General features: G+C 74.8%; 28 protein-coding genes and 1 pseudogene. 11 read left to right on the top strand and 18 right to left on the bottom strand.

Features of this window, described 5'->3' with window-relative positions; translation table 11 throughout:
* Positions 1-59 precede the first annotated feature (59 nt).
* A complete protein-coding gene (gene pcrA / locus DQ241_RS04040; protein WP_113828962.1) occupies positions 60-2351 on the bottom strand; it encodes a DNA helicase PcrA in 2292 nt (763 codons plus the stop codon).
* 272 nt (positions 2352-2623) lie between these two features.
* Between pcrA and DQ241_RS04035 the strand changes: the two genes are divergently transcribed.
* Complete coding sequence (locus DQ241_RS04035; protein WP_113828796.1) at positions 2624-2908, top strand: chorismate mutase; 285 nt, start codon at positions 2624-2626, stop codon at positions 2906-2908.
* A gap of 16 nt (positions 2909-2924) precedes the next feature.
* On the opposite strand, the gene DQ241_RS04030 is transcribed toward DQ241_RS04035, so the two are convergent.
* Positions 2925-3218 carry a hypothetical protein gene (locus DQ241_RS04030; RefSeq protein WP_113828795.1) on the bottom strand — a complete coding sequence of 98 codons (294 nt, stop codon included), beginning with the start codon at positions 3216-3218 and terminating at the stop codon, positions 2925-2927.
* A 67-nt stretch (positions 3219-3285) separates the two neighbouring features.
* On the opposite strand from DQ241_RS04030, the gene DQ241_RS20500 reads away from it, so the two are divergent.
* The 4 genes from DQ241_RS20500 to DQ241_RS04015 all read left to right on the top strand — a co-directional run bounded on the left by DQ241_RS20500 (position 3286) and on the right by DQ241_RS04015 (position 5848).
* Positions 3286-3444, top strand: a complete 159-nt coding sequence (locus tag DQ241_RS20500; protein ID WP_158545867.1) for a hypothetical protein — start codon at positions 3286-3288, stop codon at positions 3442-3444.
* 129 nt (positions 3445-3573) lie between these two features.
* A complete protein-coding gene (locus DQ241_RS04025) occupies positions 3574-4314 on the top strand; it encodes a PIG-L deacetylase family protein (protein ID WP_113828794.1) in 741 nt (246 codons plus the stop codon).
* A 59-nt stretch (positions 4315-4373) separates the two neighbouring features.
* Positions 4374-5513 (top strand): serine hydrolase, encoded by a 1140-nt coding sequence (locus DQ241_RS04020; protein WP_158545866.1) that lies wholly within the window; start codon positions 4374-4376, stop codon positions 5511-5513.
* Positions 5514-5545: 32 nt separating this feature from the next.
* Positions 5546-5848: a TfoX/Sxy family protein gene (locus tag DQ241_RS04015; protein ID WP_113828792.1), complete on the top strand. Its 303-nt coding sequence runs from the start codon at positions 5546-5548 to the stop codon at positions 5846-5848.
* On the opposite strand, the gene DQ241_RS04010 is transcribed toward DQ241_RS04015, so the two are convergent.
* A complete protein-coding gene (locus DQ241_RS04010; RefSeq protein WP_113828791.1) occupies positions 5849-6520 on the bottom strand; it encodes a response regulator transcription factor in 672 nt (223 codons plus the stop codon).
* The gene (locus DQ241_RS04005) at positions 6517-7719 is read right to left on the bottom strand and encodes an ATP-binding protein (RefSeq protein WP_113828790.1); all 1203 of its coding nucleotides are present in this window, start codon (positions 7717-7719) and stop codon (positions 6517-6519) included. Before DQ241_RS04005 ends, DQ241_RS04010 begins: the two co-directional genes overlap by 4 nt.
* 124 nt (positions 7720-7843) lie before the next feature.
* Between DQ241_RS04005 and DQ241_RS04000 the strand changes: the two genes are divergently transcribed.
* Both DQ241_RS04000 and DQ241_RS03995 read left to right on the top strand, forming a co-directional pair.
* Positions 7844-8785, top strand: coding sequence for a PspC domain-containing protein (locus DQ241_RS04000; RefSeq protein WP_113828789.1), 942 nt, complete (start codon positions 7844-7846; stop codon positions 8783-8785).
* Positions 8778-9074: a hypothetical protein gene (locus DQ241_RS03995; protein ID WP_113828788.1), complete on the top strand. Its 297-nt coding sequence runs from the start codon at positions 8778-8780 to the stop codon at positions 9072-9074. The genes DQ241_RS04000 and DQ241_RS03995 overlap by 8 nt, the downstream gene beginning before the upstream one ends.
* Positions 9075-9129: 55 nt before the next feature.
* Here DQ241_RS03995 and DQ241_RS03990 read toward each other — a convergent pair whose 3' ends face one another.
* The gene (locus tag DQ241_RS03990; protein ID WP_233492185.1) at positions 9130-10152 is read right to left on the bottom strand and encodes a sodium:calcium antiporter; all 1023 of its coding nucleotides are present in this window, start codon (positions 10150-10152) and stop codon (positions 9130-9132) included.
* A 100-nt stretch (positions 10153-10252) separates the two neighbouring features.
* A pseudogene (locus DQ241_RS03985) lies at positions 10253-10852 on the bottom strand (dienelactone hydrolase family protein); the annotation flags it as partial.
* 52 nt (positions 10853-10904) lie between these two features.
* Here DQ241_RS03985 and DQ241_RS03980 point away from each other — a divergent pair.
* Positions 10905-11600, top strand: a complete 696-nt coding sequence (locus DQ241_RS03980) for a YafY family protein (protein ID WP_113828786.1) — start codon at positions 10905-10907, stop codon at positions 11598-11600.
* Positions 11601-11700: 100 nt separating this feature from the next.
* On the opposite strand, the gene guaA is transcribed toward DQ241_RS03980, so the two are convergent.
* From guaA to guaB, 3 genes are read right to left on the bottom strand one after another with little or no spacing between them, the layout of a single operon-like run.
* Positions 11701-13263, bottom strand: a complete 1563-nt coding sequence (gene guaA, locus DQ241_RS03975) for a glutamine-hydrolyzing GMP synthase (protein WP_113828785.1) — start codon at positions 13261-13263, stop codon at positions 11701-11703.
* The gene (locus DQ241_RS03970) at positions 13263-14399 is read right to left on the bottom strand and encodes a GuaB3 family IMP dehydrogenase-related protein (protein ID WP_113828784.1); all 1137 of its coding nucleotides are present in this window, start codon (positions 14397-14399) and stop codon (positions 13263-13265) included. Before DQ241_RS03970 ends, guaA begins: the two co-directional genes overlap by 1 nt.
* Positions 14399-15913, bottom strand: coding sequence for an IMP dehydrogenase (gene guaB / locus DQ241_RS03965; RefSeq protein ID WP_113828960.1), 1515 nt, complete (start codon positions 15911-15913; stop codon positions 14399-14401). Before guaB ends, DQ241_RS03970 begins: the two co-directional genes overlap by 1 nt.
* Before the next feature lie 135 nt (positions 15914-16048).
* On the opposite strand from guaB, the gene DQ241_RS03960 reads away from it, so the two are divergent.
* On the top strand, positions 16049-16471 hold the full coding sequence (locus tag DQ241_RS03960) for a DUF5319 family protein (RefSeq protein ID WP_113828783.1): 423 nt from the start codon (positions 16049-16051) through the stop codon (positions 16469-16471).
* Positions 16472-16791: 320 nt separating this feature from the next.
* Here DQ241_RS03960 and DQ241_RS03955 read toward each other — a convergent pair whose 3' ends face one another.
* On the bottom strand, positions 16792-17499 hold the full coding sequence (locus DQ241_RS03955; protein WP_199584077.1) for a response regulator transcription factor: 708 nt from the start codon (positions 17497-17499) through the stop codon (positions 16792-16794).
* Between the two features lie 365 nt (positions 17500-17864).
* Between DQ241_RS03955 and DQ241_RS03950 the strand changes: the two genes are divergently transcribed.
* Positions 17865-18164, top strand: a complete 300-nt coding sequence (locus tag DQ241_RS03950) for a WhiB family transcriptional regulator (RefSeq protein WP_113828781.1) — start codon at positions 17865-17867, stop codon at positions 18162-18164.
* Positions 18165-18294: 130 nt separating this feature from the next.
* On the opposite strand, the gene groL is transcribed toward DQ241_RS03950, so the two are convergent.
* Together groL and groES are read right to left on the bottom strand one after the other, a co-directional pair.
* A complete protein-coding gene (groL, locus tag DQ241_RS03945; RefSeq protein ID WP_113828780.1) occupies positions 18295-19941 on the bottom strand; it encodes a chaperonin GroEL in 1647 nt (548 codons plus the stop codon).
* 110 nt (positions 19942-20051) lie between these two features.
* Positions 20052-20360 (bottom strand): co-chaperone GroES, encoded by a 309-nt coding sequence (groES, locus tag DQ241_RS03940; protein ID WP_014377938.1) that lies wholly within the window; start codon positions 20358-20360, stop codon positions 20052-20054.
* A 199-nt stretch (positions 20361-20559) separates the two neighbouring features.
* Between groES and DQ241_RS03935 the strand changes: the two genes are divergently transcribed.
* The gene (locus DQ241_RS03935) at positions 20560-21792 is read left to right on the top strand and encodes a class I SAM-dependent methyltransferase (RefSeq protein ID WP_233492184.1); all 1233 of its coding nucleotides are present in this window, start codon (positions 20560-20562) and stop codon (positions 21790-21792) included.
* 121 nt (positions 21793-21913) lie between these two features.
* On the opposite strand, the gene tsaD is transcribed toward DQ241_RS03935, so the two are convergent.
* From tsaD to DQ241_RS03905, 6 genes are all read right to left on the bottom strand, one after another.
* Positions 21914-22951: a tRNA (adenosine(37)-N6)-threonylcarbamoyltransferase complex transferase subunit TsaD gene (gene tsaD / locus DQ241_RS03930; RefSeq protein ID WP_113828779.1), complete on the bottom strand. Its 1038-nt coding sequence runs from the start codon at positions 22949-22951 to the stop codon at positions 21914-21916.
* Positions 22944-23396 (bottom strand): ribosomal protein S18-alanine N-acetyltransferase, encoded by a 453-nt coding sequence (rimI, locus tag DQ241_RS03925; RefSeq protein WP_233492183.1) that lies wholly within the window; start codon positions 23394-23396, stop codon positions 22944-22946. The genes tsaD and rimI overlap by 8 nt, the downstream gene beginning before the upstream one ends.
* Positions 23393-24028, bottom strand: coding sequence for a tRNA (adenosine(37)-N6)-threonylcarbamoyltransferase complex dimerization subunit type 1 TsaB (tsaB, locus tag DQ241_RS03920; protein WP_113828778.1), 636 nt, complete (start codon positions 24026-24028; stop codon positions 23393-23395). The genes rimI and tsaB overlap by 4 nt, the downstream gene beginning before the upstream one ends.
* A gap of 104 nt (positions 24029-24132) precedes the next feature.
* The gene (locus tag DQ241_RS03915; protein ID WP_113828777.1) at positions 24133-24642 is read right to left on the bottom strand and encodes a GNAT family N-acetyltransferase; all 510 of its coding nucleotides are present in this window, start codon (positions 24640-24642) and stop codon (positions 24133-24135) included.
* Positions 24639-25085: a tRNA (adenosine(37)-N6)-threonylcarbamoyltransferase complex ATPase subunit type 1 TsaE gene (tsaE, locus tag DQ241_RS03910; RefSeq protein ID WP_113828776.1), complete on the bottom strand. Its 447-nt coding sequence runs from the start codon at positions 25083-25085 to the stop codon at positions 24639-24641. The genes DQ241_RS03915 and tsaE overlap by 4 nt, the downstream gene beginning before the upstream one ends.
* Positions 25082-25720, bottom strand: a complete 639-nt coding sequence (locus DQ241_RS03905; protein WP_113828775.1) for a uracil-DNA glycosylase — start codon at positions 25718-25720, stop codon at positions 25082-25084. The genes tsaE and DQ241_RS03905 overlap by 4 nt, the downstream gene beginning before the upstream one ends.
* Positions 25721-25731: the final 11 nt, after the last annotated feature.

Here is a 25731-nt window from a genome sequence, read left to right as displayed (position 1 = left end):
CTTCGTCCCTCGATCGCGGAGGCCTCCGGCCCCCACTCCTCGGGACCGGACCAGTCCTCCTACAACTTCACGAGTGGGGCGTAGCGGAGAACGAGGCGCTTGGTGCCGCCGGAGCCGAAGTCGACCGTCGCCTGGGCCTTGTCACCCGCACCGTTGACCTCGACGACGGTGCCGAGGCCGAACGCGTCGTGGCTGACCCGGTCGCCGACGTCGACGGAGATGACCGGGCGGTTGCCCGCGCCGCCGCGCAGCCCACCGGTCGACAGACCGGTCGAGGCGACCCGCGCCTGCGCGGAGGAGTACCCCGTGAGCGGGGCGGCCTCCTTGCGCTCCCAGTGCACGGTGTCGCCCGGCAGCTCGTCGAGGAACCGGGACGGCGGGTTGTAGGCCGGCTGGCCCCAGCTGGTGCGCACCGTGGCCCGCGACAGGAACAGCCGCTGCCGGGCCCGGGTGATGCCCACGTAGGCCAGCCGGCGCTCCTCCTCCAGCTCGCGGGGATCACCGAGCGCCCGCAGGTGCGGGAAGACGCCGTCCTCCATGCCGGTGAGGAAGACGACCGGGAACTCCAGCCCCTTCGCCGTGTGCAGGGTCATCAGGGTGACCACGCCCGCCTCGTCACCGGAGACCGGGATCTGGTCGGCGTCGGCGACCAGCGACACCTGCTCGAGGAAGTCGGTGACCGTTCCGTTCGGGCTGGCCGCCTCGAACTCGGCGGCCACCGAGATGAGCTCGTTGAGGTTGTCGACCCGGCCCTCGTCCTGCGGATCGGTGCTCGCCTGCAGCTCGGTCAGGTAGCCGGTGCGGTCGAGGATGCTCTCCAGCAGCGCCGCAGGCCCGGAGCCGGTCTCCACCAGCTGCTCGAACTCCTCGAGCAGCGCGACGAACTCCTGGATCGCCTTGAGCGAGCGGGTGGCGAGCTCGCCGACCTCGGAGCAGCGTCGCAGCGCCGCGGCGAACGGGATGCGCTCGCGGTCGGCGAAGTTCTCGACGCACGTCTCGGCGCGCTCGCCGATGCCGCGCTTCGGGGTGTTGATCACCCGGCGCAGGCTGACCACGTCGGCCGGGTTCGCCACGACCTTGAGGTAGGCCAGCGCGTCGCGGACCTCCTTGCGCTCGTAGAAGCGCACGCCGCCCACGACCTTGTAGGGCATGCCGACGCGGATGAAGACCTCTTCGAACACGCGCGAGGCGTTGTTCGTGCGGTAGAAGACCGCGATGTCGGCAGGCCTGAACTGGCCCTCGTCGACCAGCGCGTCGATCTGCTCGGCCACCCAGGCGGCCTCGTCGTGCTCGTTGTCGGCGACGTAGCCCTCGATCAGCTCGCCGTCGCCCGAGTCGGTCCACAGGTTCTTCGGCCGGCGGCCGGTGTTCCTGGCGATCACCGTGTTCGCGGCCTTGAGGATGCGCTGCGTGGAGCGGTAGTTCTGCTCCAGCAGGATCGTCGTCGCCTGCGGGTAGTCGCGCTCGAACTCGTCGATGTTCCGGATGGTCGCCCCGCGGAAGGCGTAGATCGACTGGTCGGCGTCGCCGACGACGCACAGCTCGGCCATCGGCACCGGCCCCTCGCCGGTGCCCACCAGCTCGCGGACCAGCATGTACTGCGCGTGGTTGGTGTCCTGGTACTCGTCGACGAGGACGTGCCGGAACCGGCGGCGGTAGTGCTCGGCGACGTCGGGGAACGCCTGGAGCAGGTGCACCGTGTTCATGATCAGGTCGTCGAAGTCCATGGCGTGCGCCTCGCGGAGCCGCCGCTGGTAGAGCGTGTACGCCTCCTTGAGCACCTTCTCCGGCGCCGTCTGGGGGCTGAAGGACTCCTCGTCGACCAGCTCGTTCTTCAGGTTGGACACCTGGTTGGCCAGGCTCCTGCCGGGATACCGCTTCGCGTCGAGGTCGAGGTCGCGGGCGACCATCGTCATCAGCCGGACCGAGTCGCCCTGGTCGTAGATCGTGAACGAGGACTTCAGGCCGAGCTTGGCCGCCTCGGCGCGCAGGATGCGCACGCACATCGAGTGGAAGGTCGACACCCACATCGCGCGGGCGCGCGGGCCGACCAGCGCCGCCACGCGCTCCTTCATCTCCCCCGCGGCCTTGTTCGTGAAGGTGATCGCGAGGACCTCGCCCGGCTGCACCCCGCGGGCGCCCAGCAGGTAGGCGATGCGGTGGGTGAGCACCCGGGTCTTGCCCGATCCGGCGCCGGCGACGATGAGCAGCGGCCCGCCCTCGTGGACGACGGCCTGGCGCTGCGGGCCGTTGAGGCCGGCGAGCATGCGGTCGAGCTCGCGCCCCACCTGGCCCTTGGCCGATCGCTGGAGGGCGGCTGTACCCGGCAGGGCTTCCTGGACGCTGCTCATGACCACATCACTGTAAGCCGACCGGGGGACACTCCCCGGCGGCGGAGAACCCCAGCCACACCCGTCCCAGAGCGCCCGTGGCGGTTCCGGCCGGGCCTGTGGCAGACTCCGGCACGTGCTCGCCACGGTCAGCTTTTACTACGGCCACCGGGATCCGGTGTCCGTCACCGCTGGCTGAGCAACCGCCGCAACAGACGCCCCGGGCCCGAAGAGCCCCGGGGCGTTCGTCGTCTCAGGGGCCCTGCGGACCACCAGCCCCCGAAGGACACCCCATGAGCAGCCAGACCCCCGCCCCTGTCGCCGTCACCGGTTCCGACGTGGAGCGGATCGCCGAACTGCGCGCCGAGATCGACGCCTGCGACGCCGAGATCATCGCGCTGGTGCAGCGGCGGCTCGCCGTCTCCCGTCAGATCGGCGCCCTGCGGTCCGCGAGCGGCGGCACCCGGCTCAACCTCTCCCGCGAGCAGCAGGTGCTCGCCCGGTTCCGCGCCGCGCTCGGTGACGACGGCGCCGCGCTCGGCATGATGCTGCTCCGCCAGGGCCGCGGCCGGCTCTGAGCTGCGCGGCGGTGCCTCAGAGCCAGGCGCGCCAGACCAGCGAGTCGTCGTCGCCGAGCGCCGCGGCCTCCTCGACGTCCCCGGGGCAGCACCCGGCCAGGTCGTCGCCGAGGGCGCGGGCGAGCTCCAGCGCCGCCGCCGGGTCGTCGGCCGTCACCTCGGTCGACGCCCGCACCACGGCGCGGTCCGGCTCCCGCCACACCCGCATGTCGTCGTCGCCGGGGCGCAGCGCGGCGGTCACCCTGCCGACGACGGCGTCGTCCACCGCCGCCCGGGCACGCAGCGCGGCGTAGATCGTGAAGCTCGGCACCGGCCGAGTGTCCCGGACCGCGTCCCCGCCGCTGTATCCGGGCCGGTCGGTGCCGCCTCTCCGGGACATGTCCGCCCCGTCGCCCGTGCCCCCGTTCCGGTACCCGCTGCCGCCCGACGTCGCCGAGCGGATCCGCGCGACCGCACCGCCCGCGCGCCCGTCGCGGTTGCGGCGGCTGCAGCGCCACCGCGGGTCCGCCTACCGCGCGCTCGTCCTCCCCGGCTGAGCCGAGCTGCCCGGCAGCGCTGCGCCATCCCCGCCGTGATCCCGCGGGCGGCACCGCTGCCGGGCGCGGGCCGGCCGGCTGCTCGCACCGCGGTCGGCCGGTCCGCACCCCCGGATCTAGGCTCCGCGCGTGACCTCCCCGCCGCCCTCCCGCCCCGCCGAGCACGTGGAGCGGGCGCTCTGCGTCCTGGCCCACCCCGACGACGTCGACTTCGGCTCCGCCGGCACGGTGGCCACGTGGACCGCGGCCGGCACCGAGGTCGTCTACTGCATCGTCACCGACGGCGACGCCGGAGGGTTCGACGAGACGCCCCGCGACCGGATGGGACCGCTGCGCCGGGAGGAGCAGCGCGCCGCCGCGAAGGAGGTCGGGGTCGAGGACGTGCGGTTCCTCGGCTACCCGGACGGGCGGCTGGAGCTGACCCTGGACCTGCGCCGCGACATCACCCGGGTGATCCGCCAGGTGCGGCCGCAGCGGGTGCTCACCAGCTCGCCCGAGCGGTTCTGGGAGCGGATCGGCGCCAGCCACCCCGACCACATGACCGTCGGCGAGTCGACGCTGCGCGCGGTGTACCCCGACGCCCGCAACCCGTTCGCCTTCCCCGAGCTGCTCGCCGACGACGGCCTCGACGCCTGGACGGTGCCGGAGGTGTGGTTGGGCGCGAGCCCCCGCGCCGACCACGCCGTCGACGTCACCGAGGTCGCGGACCGCAAGTTCGCCGCGCTGAGGTCGCACGTCACCCAGGTGAGCCACCAGCCGGAGGGGCAGCTGGAGGAGTTCGTCACCGGCTGGATGCGCGAGACCGCCCGGCGGTTCGGGTTGCCCGAGGGCCGGCTCGCCGAGGCGTTCCACGTCGTCCACACCGCCTGACCGATCAGTTCCGGCCGGGCCCGCGGTCCCATCCCGGACGGGGACGACGAGGAGGCGGCGTGGACCAGGGCGAGCGCATCGCGGCAGCGGTGACCGCGGCGGTGGCGGACGGGCAGGTGCCCGGAGCGGCGTGGCGGGTCGACCGCCACGGCACCGTGCTGTCCCGCGGCGCGGCGGGCGTGCACACCCCCGGCTCGGAGGACGCGGTCACGCCGGAGAGCGTCTTCCGGATCGCGTCGACGACCAAGCCGGTCGTCGCGGCGGTGGCGATGGCGCTGGTCGACGACGGCGTCCTCGACCTGGAGGCGGCGGTGGACGGCCTCCTGCCGGAGCTCGCCGACCGGCAGGTCCTCGTCGACGCCGCGGACGCCGGCGCCGGCACGGTGCCCGCCCGGCGGCCGATCACCGTGCGCGACGTGCTCACCTTCCGGCTGGGTCTGGGCATCGACTTCACCGCGCCCTGGCCGTCACCCACGCTGACGGCGCTCGCCGAGGCGGGGCTGCCCGTCGGGCCGCCGTCCCCGCAGTCCGCCCCGCCGCCCGACGAGTGGCTGCGGCGGCTCGCCACCGTTCCGCTGGCGCACCAGCCGGGCGAGCGCTGGCTCTACCACGCGGGGGCCAGCGTGCTCGGCGTGCTCGTCGCCCGCGCCGCCGGCCGGCCACTGCCCGAGCTGCTCGCCGAGCGGGTGCTGGTGCCGCTGGGCATGGGCAGCACCGGCTTCGGGGTCCCGGTCCCCGCCCGGGACCGGCTGGGCCCGCACTGGGCCCCGCCGGGTCCGGAGGGCGCGCGCGAGGTCTACGACCCCGCGGACGGGCAGTGGTCGCGGCCGCCCGCCTTCCCGGACGGCGGGGACGGGCTGGTGTCCACCGTCGACGACCTCGCCGCCTTCGCCCGGATGCTGCAGACCGGAGGTGGCCCCGTGCTCAGCCCCCGGGCGGTGCGCGCGATGACCACCGAGCAGGTCGGACCGGTGGACGACGAGGGCGGCGGCTGGGGCCTCGGTATCGGCGTGCGCACCACCGACGAGCCGGGCGGCCGGCACGCCGGTTCCTACGGCTGGGACGGCGGTCTGGGCAGCTCCTGGTGGACCGATCCGGTCACCGGGGTGACGGCGGTGCTGCTCACCAACCAGATGTGGAGCTCCCCCCAGCCACCGCCGCTGTTCGAGGCGTTCCGCGCGGCGGCGTTCGCGGTCTAGCTCGCGGCCGGCATCGCTGCCAGGCTGCGCGCATGACGGACTCCTGGGAGGACCTGGTCGAGCGCACCCGCGGTGGCGACGTCACCCCCGGGACGATGTTCGGCTGCGTCGGGCTCCGCACCGGGCGGAGGTTCTTCGCGATCCGGTGGCACGAGCAGCTGGTCGTGAAGCTGCCGCCCGCGCGGCGGGACGAGCTCGTCGGCGCGGGCGCCGCCGAACCGTTCGAGCCGATGCCGGGCCGGCCGATGAACGGCTGGGTCGTGCTCGCCGGCGCCGTCGACCCGGACCCGGTGGTCAGCGAGGCCCGCACGTGGGTGGAGTCCCAGCCCCGGTAGTCAGAGCAGGCGGTTGGTCGCCGCCCAGCGGGTGAGCTCGTTGCGGTTGGACAGCTGCAGCTTGCGCAGCACGTTCGACGCGTGGGACTCGACGGTCTTCACGGAGATGAACAGCCGCGAGCCGATCTCCCGGTAGGTGTAGCCGCGGGCCAGCAGCTGCATCACCTCGCGCTCGCGGGCGCTGAGCAGGTCCAGCCCCGGATCGGTCGCCTCCTCGGCGGCCGGCTCGGGGGCGACCGCGCCCCCGGCGGCGAAGGCGTCCAGGACGAACCCGGCCAGCCGGGGGCTGAAGACGACGTCGCCGTCGGCCACCCGGCGCACGGCGTCGAGGAGGTCGGGCCCGGAGATCGTCTTGGTGACGTAGCCGCGGGCGCCCGCGCGGATGACGGCGATGACGTCCTCGGCGGCGTCGGACACCGACAGCGCCAGCCAGCGCACGTCCGGCAGCTCGGCCCGCAGCGCCTCGAGCACCGCCCGGCCGCCACCCCCGGGCAGGTGCACGTCGAGCAGGACGACGTCGGGCCGGGTCGCGCGGATGCCGGCGATCGCGCTGTCGGCGTCCGGGGCCTCCCCGACCACCGTGACCGCGTCGCCGAGCTCGGCGCGCACGCCGGTCCGGACCATCGCGTGGTCGTCGACGACGAACACCCGGGGCGTTCCCGATCCGCTCATGCCGTGCTCCTCACATCCGCGTCCCGCGGGAGCACCAGCTCCACCTCGGTCCCCTCCCCCACGACCGACCGCACCTGCGCGGTCCCGCCCAGCCGGGCCAGCCGGCCGCTGACCGAGTCGCGCAGCCCCCGGCGGTCCGACGGCACCGTGTCCACGTCGAACCCCTTGCCCCGGTCGCGGACGAACACCGAGACCCGCTGGGGGGTCACCTCGGTGTACAGGTCCGCGCCGGTCACGCCGGCGTGCTTGGCCACGTTGACCAGCGTCTCCCGGGTGGCCGCGCCGAGCGCCGCCAGGGCGTCGTCCACCGGGGCGTCGCCGACGACGACGGGGTCGACGACGAGTGCGTGGTCGGCCTCGACCTCGGCCACGATGCCGGCCACCAGGCCGGCCCAGGTGCCGCCCCGCCGGACCACCTCGGGGTCGTACAGCCAGGCGCGCAGCTCCCGCTCCTGGGAACGGGCCAGCCGGCCGACCGCCTGCGGCTCGTCGGCGTGCCGCTGGATCAGCGCGAGCGTCTGCAGCACCGAGTCGTGCAGGTGCGCGGCGACCGCCGCGCGCTCCTCCGACCGGACCCGCGCCGCCCGCTCCTCGTCCCGCGAGTCCAGCAGCCGCCGCCACAGCGGGGCGCTGGCCAGCACCACGCCGACGAGGATGGCCAGCGTCGCGGCGAAGCCGTTGCGCGCGTTGGCCAGCTGCCCGGTCGTCGCCAGGAGGAACACCAGCCCGGCCCCGGCGAGCAGCACCCCGCCGAACAGGGTCCACCGCGTGCCGGGGACGGCGAGGGTGCGGTCGGTGTCCAGCTGCCGCCAGATCACCGCCAGCCCGGCGCCGACCAGCACGAGGGGCAGGACGACGTCGCTGCTCGTCCACTGGGTCAGCTGGCCCAGCAGGCTGGTCGCCACGATGGCCACGACCACGGTGGCGATCCACTGCCGCGCGCCCCGGGGCCGCCAGCCCGGGGTGACGGGTGCCTCCGGCTCGTCGCCCGGCGCGGCCACCGGCATGGTCAGCCACAGGAGCGCGTAGGCGACGATGCCGATGCCGATCGTCGCCAGGACGATGAAGGCGATCCGGACCACGAGCGGGTCCTGCCGCAGGTGCGCGGCAGTTCCCGCGGCGACACCGGCGATGGCCCGCCCCGATCGGGGCCGGGCCAGCGGCGGGCGCGGTGCGGCGCCGGGCACGGTCGTGGTCACGGTAGGGATCGTCGCACCGCCCGATCACCGGCCGGTACCGGTGATCACCCCGGAAGAGGAACCAGGGTCGGTTGGGGGCCTTCCCTGATGGTCCGGCCGCGGTCCGGTCGGCACTCTTGGTCCCATGACATCGGCACCACCTCCTCCGCCGCCGGCCCCGCCGCTGGAACCGCCGGCCTGGCAGCCCCCGCCGCCCCCACCCGGTCCGCCCGCGCGGCCGCAGCTGCGGCGCAGCCGCACCGACAAGGTGCTCGGCGGCGTCAGCGGCGGGCTGGCCGAGTACAGCGGGATCGACGCCCTGCTCTGGCGCGTGGGCTTCGTGGCCCTGGCCCTGGCCGGTGGCACCGGCCTGCTGGTCTACCTGCTGCTCTGGCTGCTCATGCCGGCCACCCCGGTGGGAGCCGGACCGGACGAGCGGCCGGTCCGGGTCAGGACGCCGGCCGGGCCCCGGTCGCCGCTACCGGGCGTGACGCTCGCGGCGCTGCTCATCGTGCTGGGCACGCTGGCGCTGGTCTCCCGGTTCACCGGCTGGGAACCCGACGCCACCCCCTTCCTCGGGGCCGCGCTGATCGTCGTCGGTGCCGCGCTGGTGGTCGCGGCGTTCTCGACCGGGCGCACCGCCCGCGGAGGGCTCATCGCCGTCGGCGCCGTCCTCTCGCTGGCGCTGATCGCCGCGGAGTCCGTCCCGTGGGACCGCGCCTCCGGTGGTGTCGGCGACCGGAGGTACGCACCCGCCGTCGCCGACGACGTGCGCCGGGTCTACGACGGCGGCCTCGGCAACATGACCGTCGACCTGTCCGAGGTGGACGTCAGCGACCTGGACGAGCCGATCCGCACGCGGGTGGACCAGGGCCTCGGTGACCTCGAGGTGGTCATCCCCCGGGACGCCGACGTCCGCGTGACGATCGACAGCGGCCTCGGGGAGACGCGCATCTTCGGCACGCGGGGCCTGACCGAGGGGACCTTCGAGGGCACCGGCCCGGGTTCCTGGGTCGACGACGGCGAGCCGGAGATCGTCCTGGACGTCGACGGCGGGATGGGCAACGTGGAGGTGATCCGTGGCTGACTACAGCGAGTTCCCGACCACGCCGACCGGCTGGCAGGAGCGCCAGGCCGAGGAGTGGCAGACCGTCACGCCGCTGGAGACCGAGGACGGGAGGCCGCAGCGCCGCCGTCCCGACCTCGGCGCGCTGGTCCCCGGACTCATGTTCATCGCCCTGGCGGTCGTGCTGATGTCGCCGGTGGACCTGCCGGAGGAGCTGCTCGACGGCGGGCTGGCCTGGATCGTGCTCATCGTCGCCGGCGTCGCGCTCCTGGTCAGCGAGCTCCGGCGCGCGAGGCGGCGGCGCCGCTGACCGGACGACGAGGGCCCGGGGAGCGCACCGCTCCCCGGGCTCTCGTCGTGCCGGCTCAGCCCGTGGCGAAGATCAGCGCCACGGTGCCGGCGTAGACCAGCGGGAGCACCAGGCCCTCGAAGCCGATGCCCTTCCGGTCCCGCACCACCAGGCCGCCGGCCAGCACGGCGGTCATGAGCATGGTGCCGCCGAGCAGCACCAGGCTCTGGTCGCCGGCGTCCCGGTAGACCGGGCCCTCCAGGTAGAAGACGTCGGCCATCGCGATCATCAGCGTGTCGAAGGTGTTGCCGCCGATGATGTTGCCGACCCCCAGCGTGGGGGTTCCCATCCGGACGGCGGTGACGAGCACGACGAGCTCGGGCAGCGAGGTGATCGCGGTCGTGAAGGTGAAACCGACCAGCGTGCTGGGCAGACCGGTGGCGGCGATGACGCCGAGCCCGGCCTGCCCGATGACCCACCCGGCCACGCCGACCACCAGCCCGAGAGCGGCGAGCTGCAGCCACAACGACGACATCCGGGCCTGGCTGGCGCCGGGTCCCTCGCCGGCCCGCTCGGTCGCGGTCGTGAGCACCGGTTCCCACATCGGCGACCGCTGCAGCCTCCGGAGCAGGTGCAGCCCGTACCCGTAGGCGACCGGGATGAGCAGGGTGACGGGGTGGATCCAGCCCAGGCGCAGGTCCGGCGTGGCGTAGGCGATGACGGGGACCGCGAGCAGCGCGACCAGGATCAGCGCCTGCAGCAGGTTCTCCAGCGAGGCGGCCGCGTGCTCGAGGTTGGCCCGGCGGTAGACCAGGTCGGCGAGCGCCAGCCACACCGTCTGCACGGCCACGCCGCCGATGGGGTTGGCCAGGCCGAATCCGGGGTCGCCCTCGAGCGATCCGGTCACGGTGGTGACGATCCCCGGCAGCGAGGTCACCGCGCCGAGCAGCAGCGCGCCGCCGAGGGCGTCACCCAGGCCGGTGCGCTCGGACAGCGAGTCGGCGACGCGGGTCAGCCGCACCCCGGCCGCGACGATCACGACGGCGGTGGCGGCCAGGGCCAGCCAGCTCGGCAGCAGCGGCCACGGCGCGCCGGTCACCGCTGCTCTCCGCTCGCCGCCGACACCTGGCCCACCCCACCACGAGCCGGGCGCAGCCGCACGACCGGTGGTGGGACCCCAGGCCCGGCGCGGGGACGGCTCAGGGCTGACGTTCGACGGCGGCGCAGAACGCCAGCGCCCGCGTCCACAGCAGCTCGGTCGCCGGCGCGTCGTGCTCCCCGGGGAGGCTCGGGTCGGTGAACAGGTGGCCGGCCACCGGGTACTCGAACACCTCGACCGGCGCCCCGGATGCTCGCGCGGCGGCCAGGAAGTCCTCGTCCCACTCCCGGTGGCGCATCGGGTCGCCCTCCGCGGAGTGCAGCTGAACCCGGACGGCGAACGGCCACGCAGCCGCGCCCAGCACCGCCAGCGGCAGCGCGCCCGAGACCATCAGGACGCCGGCGCAGCGCCCTTGGAGCGCCACGTGCTCGGCCATGCCGGCACCGTTGGAGAAGCCGGCTGCCACGAACCCGTCGGGGAGGTCGGCGACCCCCTCGAGGGCGGCAGCCATGAGGGCAGGGAACCCGACGCGCTCCACGTGCGCGCCGGCCTCGGCGTAGTCGTCGAAGACCAGCCCGTCGTACTGGTCGACGACGTGCACCCGGTGGCCTGCGGTGCGCAGGCGGTCGGCGGCGTCGATGATCCCCGGACGGACGCCGAGGACGGAGTGGAAGAGCGCGATCGAGTCATGGGGCCATGGTCCGGCCGGTCGGGTGACACCGTCCTGTCACCGTTTCTGCGACGATCTGCCGGTGAACCGCACCGACCGGATGCACGCCCTCGCCGAGGAGCTGCGCCGCGCGGGCGCACGGGGGCGGACGGCGCAGCGGCTCGCCGACTGGCTGGAGGTCTCGCCGAGGACGATCAAGCGGGACGTCTCCGCCCTGCAGCAGGCGGGTGTGCCGATCTGGGCCAGCGGCGGGCCGGGTGGCGGCTACGTCCTCGACGCCGCCGCGACGCTCCCCCCGGTGAACCTCACGCCCGCCCAGGCCGTCGCGGTGGCGGTCGCCCTGGCGGGGGCGTCGGACGCCCCGTTCGCCGCCGACGGCCGGACGGCGCTCGAGAAGGTGCTGGACGTGATGGGGCCCGGCGCGCGGCAGGAGGCGGAGCGGCTCGGCGGCCGGGTGTGGGTCCGGGGCGGTCGCGGGCGGCCCGCTCCCGCGGCGGTGCTCGAGGAGGCGCTGCTGCGCGGACGGGTGGTGGCCATCCGCTACCGGGACGGGGAGGGGGCGGTGTCCCGTCGCCGGGTGGAGCCGCACCTGCTCGTGCGGACCGGGGACCGGTGGTACCTCATCGGGTGGTGCCAGGACCGGCAGGCGCCGAGGTGGTTCCGCTGGGACCGGATCGAGACCGCCGATCTGACCACCGAGCCGGCGCCCGAGCGGGATCCCGCCCTGTTCGGGACCCCACCCCCGGACGCCCACGCCGTCCGCGTCCCGGTCCTCTGAGCCCGAGCGCCAGCGAGGGCTCAGGCGGTGACGTGCTGGAGCGGCCCTCCTGCAGGGACCCGGCCCGAGCGTCAGCGAGGGTTGGGGGGCAGGAGGGTCCTTACTCCCACTCGATGGTGCCGGGCGGCTTGCTCGTGACGTCGAGGACCACGCGGTTGACCTCTTCGACCTCGTTGGTGATGCGGGTCGAGATCCGGGCCAGCACGTCGTAGGGCAGCCGGGTCCAGTCGGCGGTCATGGCGTCCTCGCTGGACACCGGCCGCAGCACGACCGGGTGGCCGTAGGTGCGGCCGTCGCCCTGCACGCCGACCGAGCGGACGTCGGCCAGGAGGACCACCGGGCACTGCCAGATTTCCCGGTCCAGGCCGGCGGCGGTGAGCTCGGCGCGCACGATGGCGTCGGCCTTGCGCAGCGTGTCCAGCCGCTCCTGGGTGATCTCACCGACGATGCGGATGCCCAGACCCGGGCCCGGGAACGGCTGCCGCCAGACCATCGCCTCGGGCAGGCCGAGCTGGACGCCGACCTCGCGGACCTCGTCCTTGAACAGGGTCCGGAGCGGCTCGACGAGGGTGAACTGCAGGTCCTCGGGCAGCCCGCCGACGTTGTGGTGGCTCTTGATGTTCGCCGTCCCGGTGCCGCCACCGGACTCGACGACGTCGGGGTAGAGGGTGCCCTGCACCAGGAAGTCGATCGTGTCGCCGTGCGCCTTGGCGTCGCCGACGACGTCCAGCGCGGCCTGCTCGAAGACCCGGATGAACTCGCGGCCGATGATCTTCCGCTTCTCCTCGGGGTCGCTGACCCCGGCCAGCGCGGTGAGGAACTGCTCGCGGGCGTCGACGACGCGCAGGTCGACGCCGGTGACGGCGACGAAGTCGCGCTCGATCTGCTCGGTCTCGCCCTCGCGCATCAGCCCGTGGTCGACGTAGACGCAGGTGAGCCGGTCACCGATGGCGCGCTGCACGAGCGCGGCGGCGACGGCGGAGTCCACTCCCCCGGACAGCGCGCACAGCGCCCGCCCCTCGCCGACCTGCGCGCGGATCCGCTCGACCTGCTCCTCGACGACGTTGGCCATCGTCCAGGTCGGCTCGAGGCCGGCGATGTCGAACAGGAAGTGCTCGAGCACCGTCTGCCCGTGCGCGGTGTGCCGCACCTCCGGGTGGAACTGGACGCCGGCCAGCTTGCGGTCGACGTCCTCGAACGCGGCCACCGGCGCACCGGTCGAGGTGGCGGTGACGGTGAAGCCGGGCGGCGCCGCGGCGACGGCGTCCCCGTGGCTCATCCACACGTTCTGCTCGATCGGCAGGTCGCCGAACAGGCGCGCCTGCGTCGTGACGGTGAGCGGCGTTCCGCCGTACTCGCGGTCGCCGGTGCGGGCGACCGTGCCGCCGAGCGAGGCGGCCATGGCCTGGAAGCCGTAGCAGATGCCGAAGGCGGGGACGCCGGACTCGAAGAGCGTCGGGTCGACCTGCGGGGCCCCGGGCGCGTACACGCTGGACGGGCCGCCGGACAGGATGATCGCAGCGGGCTTGCGGGCCACGATCTCCTCGGCCGGCACCTCGGAGGAGACGATCTCGGAGTAGACGCCGGCCTCGCGGATCCGCCGGGCGATGAGCTGGGCGTACTGCGCGCCAAAGTCGACGACGAGGACGGTGGGGAAGTCCATCAGTCGCCGGACCCGCCGATCACCAGATCCACGCGCTGGAACTCCTTGAGGTCGCGGTAGCCGGTCTTGGCCATCGTGCGGGCGAGCGCGCCGAACAGGTTGGTGCGCCCGTCGGCGGCCTCGGCCGGGCCGAGCAGCACCTGCGACAGCGAGCCGGCCGGCTCGACCGGGGCCGAGGTCGCGCCGCGCGGCAGCCGCGGGTGGGCGGCGACCGAGTCCCACCAGATGCCGCCGCCGGGGGCCTCGGCCGCGATGCGCAGCGGCTCGCCGAGCTGGACGGCGTCGGCACCGCAGGCCAGGGCCCGGGCGATGGCGCCGCTGGTCTCGATCCGGCCGTTGGCGATGACGTGCACGTAGCGGCCGCCGGTCTCGTCGAGGTAGTCGCGGCGGGCCGCGGCGGCGTCGGCGATCGCGCTGGCCAGCGGCACGCGGATGCCCATGACCGTGTCGCTCGCGGAGAAGCTGTCGGCGCCGACGCCGACGATCACGCCGGCCGCGCCGGTGCGCATCAGGTGCAGCGCGGTCTGGTAGTTCGCCGCGCCGCCCACGATCACCGGGACGTCGAGGTCGGCGATGAACTCCTTGAGGTTGAGCGCGTCGCCCTGGGTGGTGACGTGCTCCGCGGAGACGATCGTGCCCTGGATGACCAGCAGGTCGACGCCCGCGGCCAGCACGGTCGGGGCCAGCTGCAGCGTGTGCTGCGGCGAGACGCGGACCGCCGTCGTCACCCCGGCGTCACGCATCTCCTTGATGCGGGCGGTGATCAGGTCCGGCTTGACCGGCTCGCAGTACACCTCCTGCAGCAGCGACACCGGGGGCGGCCCGTCGCCGGCGGCCGCGCGCAGCCGGGCGTACACCGGCTCCGGGTCGTCGTAGCGGGTCCACAGGCCCTCGGCGTTGAGCACGCCCAGGCCGCCGGCCTCGCCGACGGCGATCGCCGTGGCCGGGCTGACGACGGCGTCGCTCGGGCTGGTGACCAGCGGGATGCCGAAGCGGAAGGCGTCGATCTGCCAGGCGGTCGAGACGTCGTCGACGTCCCGGGTGCGCCGGGACGGGACGATCGAGACCTCGTCGAGGTCGTAGCCGCGGCGGGCGAAGCGGTTGAGCCCGATCTCGACGGTGTCGCGCGCGCTCATCAACGTCCCCGGTAGTTCGGTGCCTCGACGGTCATCTGGATGTCGTGCGGGTGGCTCTCGACCAGGCCCGCGGAGGTGATGCGGGTCAGCTGACCTCGCTCCTTCAGGTCGGTGATCGTGGCCGCGCCCGCGTAGCCCATGGAGGCGCGCAGGCCGCCGACGAGCTGGTGGGCGACGCCGGCGAGCAGGCCGCGGTAGGGCACCTGGCCCTCGATGCCCTCGGGGACGAGCTTGTCGTCGGAGAGCACGTCGTCGGCGAAGTAGCGGTCGCGGCTGAACGACTGGTTGCCGCGCTTCTGCATCGCGCCCAGCGAACCCATGCCGCGGTAGGTCTTGTACTGCTTGCCGTTCATGAAGACCAGCTCGCCCGGGGCCTCCTCGACGCCGGCGAACAGCCCGCCGATCATCACCGTGTCGGCGCCGGCCACGAGGGCCTTGGCGATGTCGCCGGAGTACTGCAGGCCGCCGTCGGCGACGACGGGGACGCCGGCCGGTCCGGCGGCCAGCCACGCCTCGTAGATCGCGCTGACCTGGGGGACGCCGACGCCGGCGACCACGCGGGTGGTGCAGATGGAGCCCGGGCCGACGCCGACCTTCACCGCATCGACCCCGGCGTCGACGAGCGCCTGCGCACCGGCGCGGGTGGCGACGTTGCCGCCCATGACCTCCACGCCGTTGTCGCCGCCGAAGTCCTTCTTGACCCGGGCGACCATGTCCAGCACGGCGCGCTGGTGCCCGTGGGCGGTGTCGACGACGATGATGTCGACCCCGGCCTCGACCAGCAGGCCGGCGCGCTTGTAGGCGTCCTCGCCCACGCCGACCGCGGCACCGACGACCAGGCGGCCGTCGGCGTCCTTGGTGGAGTTCGGGTACTGGTCGCGCTTGACGAAGTCCTTGACGGTGATCAGCCCGCGCAGCCGGCCGGCGTCGTCGACGATCGGCAGCTTCTCGACCTTGTGCTTGCTGAGCAGCGCCAGCGCCGTGTCTGCGTCGACGCCCACGGGCGCGGTGACCAGCGGCATCGGCGTCATGACATCGCGGGCGAGCCGGTTCTGGTCGGTCTCGAAGCGCATGTCGCGGTTGGTCACGATGCCGAGCAGCACACCGTCGGCGTCGACCACGGGGGCGCCGGAGATCCGGTAGCGGGCCGACAGCGCGTCGACCTCGGCCAGGGTGTTGTCGGGCGAGCAGGTGACCGGGTTGGTGATCTGCCCCGACTCCGACCGCTTCACCAGGTCGACCTGGCCCGCCTGGTCCTCCGCGGCGAGGTTGCGGTGCAGGACGCCCATGCCGCCCACGCGGGCCATGGCGATCGCCATGCGCGCCTCGGTGACGGTGTCCATCGCGCTGGACAGCAGCGGCACGGCGAGCCGGATCCGCCGGGTCACCTGGCTGCTGGTGTCGACCTCGGCCGGGACGACGTCGGAGGCGCCGGGTACCAGCAGGACGTCGTCGTAGGTGAGACCGAGCGGGGCGAACTTCGCCGGCAGCTCGGGTACGAATTCGGGCTGCATGTGGGCCGCCACCCCTCCAGGATCGCCGTGGGACTCCGGCCGGCACCCCCACCGGGCGCAGGAAGTCCGCCTCGATCGTAGGCGGCGGCAGCCGAGGGGGGTCGTGCCGCCTGCCCGGAGGGCTACCGTGGGCACGTGTCTGCGTTCGACGACGGTTCCGGGTTCGACTTCGGCTCCGCCGGCCCCGACTTCGGCGGCGACCGGCCGGCCCCGCCGCCGCTGACCATGGAGGAGCGGGCGGGCGTGCTCGACGACCTCGCCGAGCTCGAGGTCTTCCGCACCCTGCTGGAGCCCACCGGCGTCAAGGGGATCGTCGTCGACTGCCCCGACTGCGACGAGGAGCACCACGTCGACTGGGCGCTGATGCAGGCCAACCTGCGCCAGCTGCTCGAGGAGGGCCAGACCGGCCGGCACGAGCCGCCGTTCGACCCCAACCCGGACGACTACGTGAGCTGGGACTACGCCAGCGGCTACGCCGACGGGGTGGCCGCGCTCGCCGAGCGCGACGAGCCCACCGGCCGCCACGGCGCCGGCGGCAAGCACTCCCGCGACGACTGAGCACCTCGTCGTCCTCCGGACGACACCGCGGCCAGGAGCCGTCCCCCTGGCGAGCTGAGCGCGTCCTTCGCGCCTGCGCGGAACCCTCCGGGCCCCACTCGACGCGATCGGGCGGCTGTCGCGGATTCCTGGCCGCCGGGTCGATCATCGGCGCCGTCGTCGAGGGTCTGTTCCGGCTGCTCGTGGTCGGCGTCGTCCTGTTCGTGGCGACGGCGGCCTACGGCTGGGTCAAGCGGAACACCCGCGTCTGAGGGCGCCCGGAACGTGCTGAGGGCCCTCTCCCGAGCGGGAGAGGGCCCTCAGCCGGTCCTGGCCGGAACTCAGCTCATGACGCCGCGGCGGAAGCCGATGGCGACCGCCTCGGCGCGGTCCTTGGCACCCAGCTTGCGGAACAGCCGGCGGGCGTGGGTCTTGATGGTGTCCTCGGACAGGTAGAGCTCCCGGCCGATCTGGGCGTTGCTCTTGCCCTGGCTCATACCGGTGAGCACCTGCATCTCGCGCATCGACAGCGCGACCGCCGGAGCCGCGTCGCGCACCGTCGAGCGGACGGTGGTCGGGGCCGAGCCGGCCAGGGGTGCGGCCCCGCTCCAGGCGTGCGCAGGGGCACCGGCACCCACCTGCTGCGGGATCCGGGCGCCCTCCGGGCGCAGCCCGACGCGGGACAGGCCCAGGCCCATCTCGACCGGGGTCGCGTCCCAGCGCAGGTAGCCGCGGGCACCGAAGGCGACGGCGGCCCGCACGCTCTCGGCGTCGTCGGGCGCACCGAGCACCAGCACCGGCAGCCCGGGGTTGGCCCGCAGCGCCTGGGTGGCGGCGGTCAGCCCGGTGTCGACGGCGCGCTGCGTGCCGACGATGAGCACGTCCGGGGTGCGGGTGGCCAGGCGCGACAGCAGGGACGCGGGGTCGCCCACCACCTCGACCCGGCCGACGAACGGCAGGGCCACCAGCCGCGAGGCGACGTCGTCACGGACCCGCCGGCGCTCGTCGTACACCCACACGGTGGCACCGCTGGTGCCGCCCGCACGCATCCTGTCGTCGATCACGCCTGCTCCTCGCTCCGCCCGGCACACGCGCTGCCGGGGCCGAACCGTCCGGGTCCCACCCGGTCGGGGGTCGCTCCGGCGGGGGCTCCCCGGGTGGGGAGCCCGCCGCCTTCGCGCTGGTCGCGCCGGGGATCCGGGTTTCTCCCCCTCCCGGATTCGGCACGACTCCGTCCCACCTTGATCGAGTCCAGGAGCGGGCAACAGCCGCCCTCACCCCCGGGGGTGAGGTCCCCTGAACGGGCGTCGGGGCGAAAAGTTGCGATCACCGCGTGTTTGACCATGGGGGGCCTCGGGCACCGGGCCCTTGCAGCCGGGAGCCCCTCCGGCGCGATCGAAGCCCTGGAGGAGACATGGCCGACATCCGCAGACTCCCGACGCCCGTCGCCGAGGTCTGGGACTGGCAGCTCCACGGCGCCTGCCGTGGCGAGAACACGTCCCTCTTCTTCCACCCCGACGGCGAGCGCGGGCCGGCCCGGGCGCGGCGGCAGGCCGCGGCCAAGGCCGTCTGCGCGAAGTGCCCGGTCGTCGACGCCTGCCTCAAGCACGCGCTGTCGGTGCGCGAGCCGTACGGCGTCTGGGGCGGGATGAGCGAGGAGGAGCGGGCGCGGCTGATCTCGGCCGAGCCGGCCGCGGTGGCCGCCGGGGTCTAGCTCCCCACGAACGCCGAGAGGGCCCGGTCCAGGACTTCCTGGACCGGGCCCTCTGTCGTGCGCTGCTGGAACGGCCTCCCTCAGGGGCCCGCCGCGAGCGTGCGAGCGGTGGGGGGAGGGAGGTCCTCCGTCAGTGCGAGTGCCCGTGGCCGCCGTGCGAGTGGCCGTGGGTGTGGTGCCCACCGGCACCGTGGTCGTGCTCCTCCTCCGGCGCCTCGACGACGGCGGAGTCGGTGGTCAGGACCATCGCCGCGATGGAGACGGCGTTGCCGAGCGCGGCCTTGGTGACCTTGACCGGGTCGATGACGCCCTGGGCGGCCAGGTCGCCGTACTCCCCGGTGGCGGCGTTGAAGCCCTGGCCCTTGCCGGCCTCGCGGATCTTGCTGACGACGACGCGGCCCTCGAACCCGGCGTTCTCCGCGATCTGCACCGCGGGGGCGTCCAGGGCGGTGCGGACGGCGCGGGCGCCGGTCAGCTCGTCGCCGGTCAGGTCCAGGGCGTCGATGGCCGCCGCGGCGTGCACCAGCGCCGAGCCACCGCCGGGGATGACCCCCTCCTCGACCGCCGCGCGGGTGGCCGCGATGGCGTCCTCGATGCGGTGCTTGCGCTCCTTGAGCTCGACCTCGGTGGCCGCGCCGACCCGGATGACGCCGATGCCACCGGCCAGCTTGGCCAGCCGCTCCTGCAGCTTCTCGCGGTCCCAGTCGGAGTCGGTCGCCTCGATCTCGCGGCGGATCTGCGCGACGCGGTCGCCGATCGCCTCGGACGTGCCGCCGCCGTCGACGATGGTCGTGGCGTCCTTGGTGACCGTGACCCGGCGGGCGGTGCCGAGCACCTCGAGGCCGACCTGGTCGAGCTGGAGGCCGACGTCCTCGCTGACCACCTGGCCGCCGGTGACCACGGCGAGGTCGGTCATGAACGCCTTGCGCCGGTCGCCGAAGTACGGCGACTTCACCGCGACCACCTTGATGGTCTTGCGGATGGAGTTGACGACCAGGGTCGACAGCGCCTCGCCCTCGACGTCCTCGGCCACGATCAGCAGCGGGCGGGCGCCGCCGGACAGCAGCTTCTCGAGGAGCGGCAGCAGATCGGCCAGCGCGCTGATCTTGCCGCTGACCAGCAGCACCAGGGCGTCGTCCAGGACGGCCTCCATGGCCTCCTGGTCGGTGACGAAGTACGGCGAGAGGTAGCCCTTGTCGAACTGCACGCCCTCGGTGACGTCCAGCTCGGTGTTCAGGGTGTTGCTCTCCTCGACGGTGATGACGCCGTCCTTGCCGACCTTCTCCATCGCCTCGCCGATCAGCTCGCCGACGGTGGCGTCCTGCGCGGAGATGGTGGCGACGCCGGCGATCGCGGCGCGCTCCTCGACCGGGGTCGCGGCGGCGTCGAGGGCGGCGTGCACGGCGTCGACGGCGGCGCGCATGCCGCGGCCCAGCGCCATCGGGTTCGCGCCGGCAGCGACGTTGCGCATGCCCTCGTGGACGAGCGCCTGGGCCAGGACGGTCGCGGTGGTGGTGCCGTCACCGGCGACGTCGTTGGTCTTGGTGGCGACGTTCTTGGCCAGCTGGGCGCCGAGGTTCTCGTAGGGGTCCTCGAGGTCGACCTCGCGGGCGATCGTGACGCCGTCGTTGGTGATGGTCGGCGCCCCGAACTTCTTGTCGAGGACGACGTTGCGGCCGCGCGGGCCGATCGTCACCTTGACGGCGTCGGCCAGCTTGTCGACGCCGCGCTCGAGGGCCCGGCGGGCGTCCTCGTTGAACTTGATGATCTTGGCCATGGGGCCCTTCCGATCAGATGTCGCTGGACGAAGACGACCGCCCCGGGGCCCGAGGAATCGGGACGCCCGGGGCGGTCGGTGGGTGCTTCGTGGAGCCGGTGACTAGGAGGTCACTTCTCCACGACGGCGAGCAGGTCGCGGGCGGAGAGCACGAGGTACTCCTCGCCGGCGTACTTGACCTCGGTGCCGCCGTACTTCGAGTAGATGACCACGTCGCCGACGTTCACGTCGAGCGGGACGCGGTTGCCGTTGTCGTCGATGCGGCCGGGGCCGACGGCGACGACGGTGCCCTCCTGGGGCTTCTCCTTGGCGGTGTCCGGGATGACCAGACCGGAGGCGGTGGTGGTCTCGGCCTCGTTGGCCTGGACCACGACCCGGTCCTCCAGCGGCTTGATGCTGACCTTGGTAGCGGTCGTCACGTCGGTGACGCCCCCTTCGGTGTCGGACGGCAGGGATGTGTTGCGATGCTGTGGCACGGGATCCGGGCACCCGCCGTCGCGGGGGTCGGGCGCCAGCCCGTGTCGATTGGCACTCTACCTACGAGAGTGCCAGCCGCTCAACCTGGTCCCCGGGGTGGGTGACCGCCGCGAGCGCGAGGTCGTGCGCCAGGCTGTGCCGGTGGACCGGCAGACCGAGGACCAGGCGGCCGAGACGGTGCGCCAGCTCCGCGCCCTGATGACGCCGGAGGGCGCGGGGGCCCTCGGCCGGGCGGCAGCCCTGCTGGACGCGGGCACGGACGCCGTCGCCGCGCTGACGCGGCTGCGGGCCGAGGTCGGCGCGGACCTGGCGGGCCCGGCGTGGGGCATCGCCCGCCAGCGGCAGAAGGCCCGGGCGACGTTCGGCGCCGACGCCGACCGGTTGCTCTTCACCGGCGACACGCTGGAGCAGGCCGGACGACCGGAGCTGGCGGCCCGCCGTGCCACCCGGCTGCTCGCCGGTGGCGCGGACTCCGTCGCCGACCTCGGGTGCGCGGCGGGCACCGACACGATCGCGCTGGCGCGGGCGGGCGCCCGGGTGCTGGCCGTCGACCTCGACCCGGTCGCCCGGGAGCTCACCGCGGCCAACGTCGAGGCGCTGGGCCTGGCCGACGACGTCTGGGTGGTCGCCGGCGACGCCGTGGAGCTGGTCGACGCGGCCCGCGGCGGTGAGGTGGCCGGGTGCGGCGCCGCCGTCCTGGACCCCGCGCGGCGGGCGGGCGGCAAGCGGCAGCTGGACCCCGACCGGTGGTCGCCACCCTGGTCGACCGTCGCCGCGCTGCTGGAGAAGGTGCCGACGTCGGTGGTCAAGGTGGCGCCGGGGCTGGACCACGAGCGGGTGCCCGTGGGGGTCGAGGCCGAGTGGGTGTCGGTCGGGGGTTCCATCGTCGAGGCGCTGCTCTGGGGTCCGGCCGTCTCGGCGACCTGGCGGCGGGCCACCGTGGTCCGCGCCGGGGAGGTCCACGAGCTCACCGCGGACGCCGACCCCGGCCCCGCCGCGCCCGGGCCGGTGCGCGGCTGGCTGCACGAGCCGGACCCCGCGGTCATCCGCTCCGGGCTGGTGTCCCTGGTGGCCGCCGATCTCGGCGCCACCCTGGTCGACCCGACGATCGCCTACCTGACCTCCGACCGACCGGACGACGGTCCGTGGACGGCCGGGTACCGGGTCGACGAGGTGCTGCCGTTCAACCTCAAGAAGCTCAGGGCGCTGCTGCGGGCCCGCGGCGTCGGCCGGGTCGTGGTCAAGAAGCGCGGCTCGGCGATCGAGCCCGAGACGCTGGCCCGTCAGCTGCGCGGGGACGGCTCCGCGACGGCGACCGTCGTCGTCACCCGCGTGGCCGGCGCCCCGACCGCACTCGTCTGCGACGTGACCTGACGTCACGTGGAGCCGCACCGGGTGACCGCTGGCCGCGCCAGGAGGCGGCTGCACGTCAGGCGGCGCGGCTCAACCCCCGATGGCCGGGGCCCGGACGCCCGGCGGACCCCACGCTCCGGCGTCAGCGGCTGACGACGTCGATCGGCAGGGAGCTGTCGGCGCCGAGGTCCGGGGCCGACGGCGCCACGCCCGCGGAGACCAGCCGCGAGCCCAGGGCGGCCACCATCGCGCCGTTGTCCGTGCACAGCTTCGGGCTGGGCACGCGCAGCACGATGCCGGCCTTCGCGCAGCGCTCCTCGGCGAGCGCCCGCAGCCGCGAGTTCGCCGCCACTCCCCCGCCGAGCACCAGGTGGTCGACGCCGTGGTCCCGGCAGGCGCGCACCGCCTTGGCGGTCAGCACATCGGCGACCGCCTCCTGGAACGAGGCGGCGACGTCGGCCACCGGCACCGGCTCGCCCGCGCGCTCGCGGGCCTCGATCCACCGGGCCACGGCGGTCTTGAGCCCGGAGAACGAGAAGTCGTAGGCCGGGTCGCGCGGGCCGGTGAGCCCGCGGGGGAAGGCGATCGCGGCCGGGTCGCCGTCCCGGGCGGCGCGGTCGATCGGCGGGCCGCCCGGGAACGGCATCCCGAGCACGCGGGCCACCTTGTCGAAGGCCTCCCCCGCGGCGTCGTCGATGGTGCGGCCCAGCGGCTGCACGTCCTGGGCGAGGTCGGGCACGAGCAGCAGCGAGCTGTGCCCGCCGGAGACCAGCATCGCGATCGACGGCTCGGCCAGCCGGCCGTGCTGGAGCTCGTCGACGGCGACGTGCGCGGCCAGGTGGTTGACCCCGTAGAGCGGCTTGCCCAGCGCGAGGGCGTAGGCCTTGGCCGCGGCCACCCCGACCAGCAGTGCGCCGGTCAGCCCGGGGCCGCTGGTCACCGCCACCGCGTCGACGTCGGCCGCGGAGACCCCCGCATCGGCCAGGGCCCGGTGCACGGTGGGGACCATGGCCTCGAGGTGCGCCCGCGAGGCGATCTCCGGCACCACGCCGCCGAAGCGCTCGTGCTCGGCCATGGAGGTCGCCAGGGCGTCGGCGAGCAGCGTGTGCCCCCGGACGAGCCCCACGCCGGTCTCGTCGCACGAGGTCTCGAACCCGAGCACCAGCGGTTCGTCAGCCACGGAGCAGCTCCCTCTTCATCACGACGGCGTCCTCACCGCTGGGCTGGTAGTAGCCGCGGCGGCGGCCGATCTCGGTGAACCCGCGTCGCCGGTACAGCCCCTGCGCGACCTCGTTGTCCGCCCGCACCTCGAGCAGCACGACCGGGCTGCGGCGGTCGGCCTCGGCCAGCAGCGCGTCGAGCAGCCGGGCGCCGATCCCCTCGCCCTGCCGCGCGGTGCTCACCCCGATCGTGGCGACGTGCGCCTCGTCGTCGTAGGCGATCAGCCCCGCGTAGCCCACGACCTGCTCGCCGTCCTCGGCCACCAGGTAGTGCCGGGTGTCGGTGCGCGCCAGCTCGTCCTGGTACATCGCCCGGGTCCACGTGTCCGGGGCGAACAGCTCCTCCTCCAGCACCATGACCGCGGGCAGGTCGGTCAGGCGCATCGGTCGCAGCCGCACGGTCACGGCTGCGACACCGCCTTGATCGACGTCGGCGGCACCGCGTCGGGACGGCGCAGGTACAGCGGGAGCAGGGGCGCGGCGGATCCCGGGTCGGCGAGCTGGCCGGTGGCCGCGCGCAGCAGCCCGGCGGTGGTCACCTGGGCCGGCTCCACCGGACCGCCGAGGCGCTCGCCGAACGCGGGGTCGCCCACGAAGGGGCCGGGTCGCCCCAGCTGCTCCGGGCGGACGACGCCGGGACCGTCGGCACGGGCACCGGAGGCGTCGTAGGCGGCCCAGTAGACCTCCTTGCGGCGGGCGTCGGTGACGACCGTGCGCTCCCCGGCCCCGATCGCGTCGAGCGAGCAGACCCCGATCACCGGGATCCCGCGGGCGTCGGCCAGCGCCGCGGCGGTGACGACGCCGACGCGCAGGCCGGTGAAGGGGCCGGGACCGAGGCCGGTCACGACCGCCTCGACGTCGCCGAGCGCCACGCCCGCGTCGGCGAGCACGACCTGGATCGCCGGGGTCAGCAGCTCGGCGTGCCGGGTGCCGGACGGGACGGCGCGCTCGGCCAGCACCTCGGTGCCCTCCGGGGTCCACCGTGCCAGCCCGGCCAGCAGGGTCGGGGTGGCGGTGTCGAGCGCGAGGACGAGCACGACCGCCCAGGGTAGTGCGCCCCGGCCCGGCGGCTCCGCGGCGGCCGGTGCGGCGTCCCCTCCCGGCGGTCCCGTGCCGGCGTGATGCGTCCGGCGCAGAGAGGTCAGGCCGGGCGTTCGTGGACCAGCTCGAGCCCGTCGTCCTCGTCGATATGCTCGCCGACGAGGACGAAGCCCTCCGACCGCACCAGCGCCAGCGAGGCCGCGTTGGTGGGCGCCACCGAGGCACGCACCACGGTGACCACCGGGTCCCGGGCCGCCCGGTCCAGCAGGACGTGCAGCGCCGCGCGCGCGTAGCCGCGCCGCCGGTGCGCCGGGTCGATCGCGTAGCCGACCTCCACCACGCCGCCGTCGTCCGGCGGACCGTGGAAGCCCGCCCGGCCCACGGCCGCGCCCGTCGCGAGGTCCCGGACGACGGCGGTGACCCACGCGGCGCTCGGCGGATCGCCGGCCACCTGGTGCGCCCGCAGCGACCACACCCAGCGGCAGTCCGGGCCGGCCAACCAGGCGCTCAGCGGGATGCCCGAGGACCGCTCCGCGCCCGACCGGTCACCGGCGGCCAGCGCCTGCAGCGCCGCGGCCGGCAGCTGCACCAGGGTCACCCCGGGGGTCATGCCAGCCGCTCGTCCCAGCTCCGCCCGTACGGGACGAGGGTGACGACGCGGACGTCGTCGTCCCGGCGCTCCAGCCGCACCTCGAGGTGCTCGTCGGCCAGCTGCTCGACCAGGCCCTGGCCCCACTCGACGACCGTCACCGAGTCCGCGACCGTGACGTCGAGGTCCAGGTCGTCGACGTCGGCCATCCCGCCGAGCCGGTAGGCGTCCACGTGCACCAGCGGGACCCGGCCGCCGCCGTGCACACGGGCGATGACGAACGTCGGCGAGCTGACCGGCTCGCGCACGCCCAGCGCGCGGCCGATGCCGCGGGTGAGCGCGGTCTTCCCCGCGCCCAGCGGACCGGCCAGCACGACCAGGTCACCCGGCCGGAACAGCGCGGCGAGCTGCTCGCCCAGCAGCTCGGTGTCCTCGACGGTGGGCAGCACGTGCTCGCGGTTCACGCGGCTCCTCGCAGGCTCTCGGCGACGGCGGTGAGATCGGCCAGCAGACCGGCCCGGGGGGCGCCCTTCGGCCCGAACCGGATCGCCGCCGACGGGTGGTAGGTGGCCCAGACCGCGCGTCCGTCGACCTCGTGCGGTCGGCCGCGCACCGCCCCGAGCACCGTGCGCGGGCCGAGGAACCACGTGGCCGACGACAGCCCGAGCGCCACGACCACGCGGGCGTCGAGCAGCTCCAGCTGCCGCCGGAGCCAGCCGCTGCAGCGCTGCACCTCCGGTGCCTTCGGCGTCCGGTTGCCCGGTGGCCGGCACTTCACGATGTTGAGGACGGCGGCCTGGCCGCGGTCCAGCCCGGCCTCGGCGAGCAGCTCGTCGAGCAGCGCCCCGGACCTCCCGACGAAGGGCCGGCCGGTCTCGTCCTCGGTGGCGCCCGGCGCCTCGCCGACCAGGACGAACCGGGGGCGACCGGCCGCGGGGACGTCCCCGACGACGACGTGCTGCCGGGCGGCGGCCAGCTCGGGGCAGGCCACGCACGGGCGCGCCGCCGCGGCCAGCGCGGCCCAGTCCCCGGCCGCCGCGGCGGTCCGGGCGACCTCGTCGGCGGCCGCGTCGAGGCGGGGCGGACGGGGGGCGGCCACGCCAGCACCCT

The sequence above is a fragment of the Blastococcus sp. TF02A-30 genome, assembly GCF_003319185.1.
Lineage (GTDB): Bacteria > Actinomycetota > Actinomycetes > Mycobacteriales > Geodermatophilaceae > Blastococcus.
The sequence above is the reverse complement of the archived record's forward strand: the minus strand, read 5'-3'. Positions and strand labels throughout refer to the sequence as shown.